This window comes from Pseudomonas sp. 313 (assembly GCF_000316965.1).
Lineage (GTDB): Bacteria > Pseudomonadota > Gammaproteobacteria > Pseudomonadales > Pseudomonadaceae > Chryseomonas > Chryseomonas benzopyrenica.
Map to the genome: position 1 here is coordinate 47,303 of NZ_ANBZ01000048.1, position 6,436 is coordinate 53,738.

The 6,436-nt window shown below is 61.6% G+C and carries 4 protein-coding genes and 1 other RNA gene; 3 read left to right on the forward strand and 2 right to left on the reverse strand.

All coding sequences use genetic code 11. From position 1 onward, the window contains the following. Positions 1–4 precede the first annotated feature (4 nt). Together smpB and ssrA are read left to right on the forward strand one after the other, a co-directional pair. Positions 5–481, forward strand: a complete 477-nt coding sequence (smpB, locus tag C722_RS0111535; protein ID WP_007162671.1) for an SsrA-binding protein SmpB — start codon at positions 5–7, stop codon at positions 479–481. Between the two features lie 81 nt (positions 482–562). Then, positions 563–915, forward strand: a transfer-messenger RNA (tmRNA) gene (ssrA, locus tag C722_RS25750). A gap of 45 nt (positions 916–960) precedes the next feature. On the opposite strand, the gene ssb is transcribed toward ssrA, so the two are convergent. Next, positions 961–1,539, reverse strand: a complete 579-nt coding sequence (ssb, locus tag C722_RS0111540) for a single-stranded DNA-binding protein (protein ID WP_017640640.1) — start codon at positions 1,537–1,539, stop codon at positions 961–963. A gap of 25 nt (positions 1,540–1,564) precedes the next feature. Next, complete coding sequence (locus tag C722_RS0111545) at positions 1,565–2,953, reverse strand: MFS transporter (protein WP_017640641.1); 1,389 nt, start codon at positions 2,951–2,953, stop codon at positions 1,565–1,567. Positions 2,954–3,222: 269 nt separating this feature from the next. Here C722_RS0111545 and uvrA point away from each other — a divergent pair, with 269 nt between their 5' ends. Further along, on the forward strand, positions 3,223–6,057 hold the full coding sequence (gene uvrA / locus C722_RS0111550) for an excinuclease ABC subunit UvrA (protein ID WP_026083795.1): 2,835 nt from the start codon (positions 3,223–3,225) through the stop codon (positions 6,055–6,057). Positions 6,058–6,436 lie beyond the last annotated feature (379 nt).

The following is a 6,436-nucleotide window of genomic DNA, read 5'->3' on the forward strand; positions in this document are numbered from 1 at the left end:
AATCATGGCCAAGCAAAAGAAAGTTTCCCCCGGCAGCATCGCGCAGAACAAAAAGGCGCTACACGAATACTTCGTCGACACCCGCTTTGAAGCAGGTGTTTCCCTGGCAGGTTGGGAGGTCAAGAGCCTGAGAGCCGGCAAGGCACAGCTGACCGACAGCTATGTGCTGCTCAAGGACGGTGAAGCCTGGCTGCTGGGCAGCCACATCACCCCGCTGCAGACCGCCAGTACGCACGTCATCGCTGATCCGACCCGGACCCGCAAGTTGCTGCTCAACAAGCGCGAGCTGGGCAAGCTGTTTGGCGCGGTGCAGCAGAAGGGCTACGCCTGCGTCGCCCTGTCGCTCTACTGGAAGAAGCACCTGGTCAAGTGCGAGATCGCACTGGCCAAGGGCAAGAAGGAGTTCGACAAGCGCGCCACCGAGCGCGAGCGCGATTCCGACCGCGAGATCCAAAGGGCCATCCGCAAGGACGCCAAATAGCCAAGCGGCCGAAAAACGTTTCGTCAGCAATGACTTGCGTCGGACGGCCGGAATTCCTATAGTGAACGACCAGCAAGTTTTGGGGGCGATTAGGATTCGACGCCGGTAACGAAACTTGAGGGGCATGCCGAGCTGGTAGCAGAACTCGTAAATTCGCTGCTGCAAACTTATAGTTGCCAACGACGACAACTACGCTCTAGCTGCTTAACGCGGCTAGCAGTCGCTAGGGGATGCCTGTAAACCCGAAACGACTGTCAGATAGAACAGGATCGCCGCCAAGTTCGCTGTAGACGTAACGGCTAAAACTTATACAGCTCGCCCAAAGCACCCTGCCCGTCGGGCCGCAATGGGTTAACTCAGTAGACAGGGCTAAGCATGTAGAACCGATAGCGGAGAGCTGGCGGACGGGGGTTCAAATCCCCCCGCCTCCACCAAAAAGAAAGGGCAGCCACTGGCTGCCCTTTTTCTTTGCCCGTCGTTTAGAACGGGATGTCGTCGTCGAAGCTGTCGTAGTCCTGCTGAGCCGGTTGCTGCTGCGGACGAGACTGCGGCTGCTGCTGGGGCCGGCTGTTGCCGCTGCCGCCATTACCACCGTTGCCACCGTTGCCACCGTTGTCATACTGCGGGGCCGACTGCTGCGGACGGGGAGCACGCTGTTGCTGGGGCGCCGGCGCGCTCTGGTTGTATTCATCGTTGCCACCGGCATTGCCACCGCGACCACCCAGCAACTGCATGTTGCCATTGATATCGACCACGATTTCGGTGGTGTAGCGATCCTGACCGTCCTGCCCCTGCCACTTGCGGGTACGCAGAGTGCCCTCGACATAGACCTGGGAGCCCTTGCGGATGTACTCGCCGGCGATCTCGGCGAGGCGACCGAAGAACACCACCCTGTGCCACTCGGTACGATCCTGCTGCTGGCCGGTCTGCTTGTCCTTCCAGCTCTCGCTAGTGGCCAGGGTGACATTGGTCACCGCATTGCCATTGGGCATGTAACGGGTTTCGGGATCGGCGCCGGCGTTGCCGACGAGGATGACTTTATTGACGCCACGGGCCATATGAATCTCCTGATAGGGCTGTCGATCAAGCGGCGACTGGCGTTTGGCTAACCAGTCGCTCCAATTGCGCCCGATCGACGATTTTAGTATCGATCTTGATGTAGACGGCCTGTTCTTCCGCCACCACTACCGCATCGGTCACTCCGGCCAGGGCCAACAGGCGTCCGACCAATCCCTGGTCGTTGACTAGCGCGGGCGTAACCGGCAAACGCAGACTGGTGACATAGGGCGGTTCCCGCATCGTACCAGCTACCACCGCCCATCCCAGGCAAAGCGCCGCACAACCCAGGAAGACGGTGGAGAGGCCACCATGCTGGAACAGCCAGCCACCGAGGATACCGCCCAAAGCGGAACCAAGGAACTGACTGGTGGAATAGATCCCCATGGCGGTGCCCTTGCCACCGGCCGGGGCCACCTTGCTCACCAGCGACGGTAGCGAGGCTTCCAGCAGGTTGAAGGCGGTAAAGAACACTACGATGCCGATGACCAGTGCCACCAGGCTGTTGCTGAAGAAAAAGAAGTACAGCTCGCACAGCACCAGCACACTGATGGCGCCTACCAGCACACGCTTCATGCGCCGCTTCTTTTCACCATAGATGATGAAGGGAACCATGGCGAAAAAGCCGACCACCAGCGCCGTAAGGTACACCCACCAGTGTTCTTCCTTTGGCAGGCCGGCATGGTCGGCCAGGGCCAGCGGCAGGACGACGAAACTGGCCATCAACACCGTATGTAGCGCGAGGATGCCGAAGTCCAGCCGCAACAGATCGCGATTGCGCAGGGTCGCGCCCAGCGCCTGACGCGCCAGGTTCGACTCCCGGTGGGCGAAGGGCGAGGCCTGGTGCGGGACCAGGAACAGCACGATCAGCAAACCGACCAGCGCCAGTCCGCAGGTGGCCCAGAACAGCCCTGCAAGACCATAGGCACGGGCCAGCAGGGGGCCAGCCACCATTGCCACGGCAAAGGACACCCCGATACTCATGCCGATCGTGGCCATGGCCTTGGTACGGTGCTGCTCGCGGGTTTGGTCCGACAACAGCGCCATGATGGCGGCCGAAATGGCGCCGCCACCCTGCACGATACGTCCGGCGATGACGCCCCAGATGGAGTGGGCATTGGCAGCGATGGCGGCACCAAGGGCGAACACCAGCAGTCCACCAATGATGATGGGGCGCCGGCCGATGCGATCGGACAGCGTCCCCAGGGGAATTTGCAGGACCGCCTGGGTCAAACCATAGGCACCTATGGCGAGGCCAATCAGCGCCGGGGTGGCATCCGCCAACTCCTGACCATAGGTCGCCAGGACCGGGAGCACCATGAACATACCGAGCATACGAAAGGCGAAGACCAGAGCCAGCCCAAAGGCGGCACGGCGTTCGACGCCGTTCATGGCTTCACTGCGCTTGTCGAGCATTGATAATCCTCTCGTCGGCGACAGGCTTTTACGTCGCCACACAGCTTTAAAACAGTCGTGACAATGACCATTTAGGGAGGAAGCGGTGAAGATAGCCGAGCGCTCGTCCGAACGTTCCCGACCGCCAGGATCACGAACGCCCGATCACCGCTGTCGGGCCACTAATTTTACCAGCCTTACCCCCTCTCTCACAGGCGCGGCAGATAGCCGCAGCCTGGGAAGAGACCTCTTTTCTATTGAAGCGTCGCCAAAACGAGGCAGAAGTCTACGTGGATAAAATCCTCATCCGTGGGGCCCGCACCCATAATCTGAAGAACATCGACCTTACCCTTCCCCGGGACAAGCTCATCGTCATCACTGGGCTGTCCGGCTCCGGCAAATCCTCGCTGGCCTTCGACACCCTCTATGCCGAAGGCCAGCGCCGCTACGTGGAATCCCTGTCGGCCTATGCCCGGCAATTCCTGTCGATGATGGAAAAGCCCGACGTGGACACCATCGAAGGCCTGTCGCCGGCGATCTCCATCGAGCAGAAGTCCACCTCGCACAATCCACGCTCCACCGTGGGCACCATCACCGAGATCTACGATTATCTGCGCCTGCTCTATGCCCGCGTCGGTACGCCCCGCTGCCCGGAGCATGACGTGCCCCTGGAAGCCCAGACCGTCAGCCAGATGGTCGATCAGGTCCTGGCCATGCCGGAAGGTGAGCGACTGATGCTGCTCGCCCCCATCGTGCGCGAGCGCAAGGGCGAACATCTCTCGGTGTTCGAGGAATTGCGCGCCCAGGGCTTCGTCCGCGTCCGCGTCAATGGCCGCCTGCACGAGATGGACGAGCTGCCCAAGCTCGACAAGCAGAAGAAGCACACCATCGAGGTGGTAGTGGATCGCTTCAAGGTGCGCGAAGACCTCCAGCAGCGCCTGGCAGAGTCCTTCGAAACGGCCCTGAAGCTGGCCGACGACATCGCCATCATCGCGCCCATGGAAGGTGAAAAGGGCGAGGAGATCGTCTTTTCCGCGCGCTTCGCCTGTCCGATCTGCGGCTTTTCCATCGGTGAGCTGGAACCCAAGCTGTTTTCCTTCAACAACCCCGCCGGGGCCTGCCCAACCTGCGACGGCCTGGGCGTGAAGCAATTCTTCGATGCGCGGCGAGTGGTCAACGAGGAGCTGAGCCTCAGTGAGGGCGCCATTCGCGGCTGGGACCGGCGCAATGTCTATTATTTCCAGATGCTCGGTTCGCTGGCGAGTCACTATGGCTTCAGTCTGGACGCCCCCTTCAAGAGTCTCGAAGACAAGCATCGCAAGGCGGTCCTCAGCGGCTCCGGTCGCGAGAGCGTCAACTTCCGCTACCTCAATGATCGTGGTGACATCGTCAAGCGTGCCCATCCGTTCGAAGGCATCCTGCCGAATCTGGAGCGGCGTTATCGCGAGACCGAATCCCAGAGCGTGCGCGAAGAGCTGGCCAAGTACCTCAGTACCCAGCATTGCCCCGACTGCAATGGCACCCGCCTGCGGCGCGAAGCTCGGCATGTCTGGGTCGGCGACAAGACCCTGCCGGCGGTCACCCGCCTGCCAGTGGGCGATGCCACCCAGTACTTCCAGGATCTAGCCCTCAAGGGCCAGCGGCAACAGATCGCCGACAAGATCCTCAAGGAAATCCGCGAGCGTCTGCAGTTCCTGGTCAACGTCGGTCTGGACTACCTGACCCTGGATCGTAGTGCCGATACCCTGTCCGGCGGTGAAGCCCAGCGTATCCGCCTGGCCAGCCAGATCGGCGCGGGCTTGGTGGGCGTCATGTACATTCTCGACGAGCCCTCCATCGGCCTGCACCAGCGCGACAACGAGCGCCTACTAGGCACCCTGACTCACCTGCGCGACCTGGGCAATACGGTCATCGTCGTCGAGCACGACGAGGACGCCATCCGCCTGGCGGACTATGTCATCGACATAGGTCCGGGCGCTGGCATCCATGGTGGTCAGATCATCGCAGAAGGAACCCCGGACCAGGTCATGCAGCACCCCGACTCGGTGACCGGTCAGTACCTGTCGGGCCGCAAGAAGATCGTGGTGCCTGCCAAGCGTACCCCGCGAGACAAGAAGAAGCTGCTGAAGCTCAAGGGTGCCCGCGGCAACAATCTGCAGAACGTCAACTTGGAGATTCCCGTTGGCCTGCTGACCTGCGTGACCGGGGTATCGGGCTCCGGCAAGTCGACGCTGATCAACAACACCCTGTTCCCCCTAACCGCCACGGCGCTCAATGGTGCGACGACCCTGGAGGTCGCGGCCCACGACAGCTTCGACGGTATGCAGCACCTGGACAAGGTGGTCGACATCGATCAGAGCCCTATCGGTCGGACGCCGCGCTCCAACCCGGCCACATATACTGGACTCTTCACCCCCATCCGCGAGCTGTTCTCCGGCGTCCCGGAATCCCGCTCCCGCGGCTACACCCCGGGGCGCTTCTCCTTCAACGTCAAAGGCGGCCGCTGCGAGGCCTGCCAGGGCGATGGCGTCATCAAGGTGGAGATGCACTTCCTGCCGGACGTCTATGTCGCCTGCGACGTCTGCAAGGGCAAGAGATACAACCGCGAGACCCTGGAAGTGAAGTACAAGGGCAAGACCATCACCGAGGTACTGGACATGACCATCGAAGAGGCCCATGCCTTCTTCGAATCCATCCCAGCCCTGGCGCGCAAGCTGCAGACACTGATGGATGTGGGTCTGTCCTATATCCGCCTCGGCCAGAGTGCAACAACGCTGTCAGGCGGCGAGGCCCAGCGTGTGAAGCTGGCGCGGGAGTTGTCCAAGCGTGATACCGGCAAGACACTCTATATTCTTGACGAGCCCACCACCGGTCTGCACTTCGCCGATATCCAGCAGCTGTTGGACGTATTGCATCGCCTGCGGGATCACGGCAATACCGTGGTGGTGATCGAGCACAACCTCGATGTCATCAAGACCGCTGACTGGCTGGTGGACCTGGGCCCGGAAGGCGGCTCCAAAGGCGGCCAGATCATCGCGACGGGTACCCCCGAGGAGGTTGCGGCCAACAAGAAGTCCTATACCGGCCACTTCCTCAAGCCCTTGCTGGAACGTGATCGGGAGTAGTCCCGAGTATTGACCAGAACGCAAAAAGCCCGGCACATGCCGGGCTTTTTATTGCTCGCGTAACGCTGTCGTAGGTTGGGCGGAGCACAGCGAAGCCCAATATCCGGAAGCCAACCTCGCCCCCTCAACGCCCCGTCGCAGCTCGCTTGATCCCTGCAGCAGACCTGATCGTTGGGCTTCGCTGCGCTCAGCACCAACCTACACCGGCCCCTTGCCGCGCTTCAAACACGACAGCCCGGCGCAGCCGGGCTGTCGGTGCTCTTGCAGACCTCAAGCCGCACCTTGGCGGTCAGGCAGCCCTCAAGCTCCCAGCCGCACCGCTCCTGGTCCCCTCTCCCCCCCCGGGAGAGGGCTAGGGTGAGGGCAACCCCAAGCACCC

What these genes read in the sequence shown, in the direction of transcription:
- smpB (WP_007162671.1), top strand. Translation starts at nt 5, where the DNA reads ATGGCCAAGCAAAAGAAAGTTTCCCCCGGCAGCATCGCGCAGAACAAA.
- ssb (WP_017640640.1), bottom strand. Translation starts at nt 1,539, where the DNA reads ATGGCCCGTGGCGTCAATAAAGTCATCCTCGTCGGCAACGCCGGCGCC.
- C722_RS0111545 (WP_017640641.1), bottom strand. Translation starts at nt 2,953, where the DNA reads ATGCTCGACAAGCGCAGTGAAGCCATGAACGGCGTCGAACGCCGTGCC.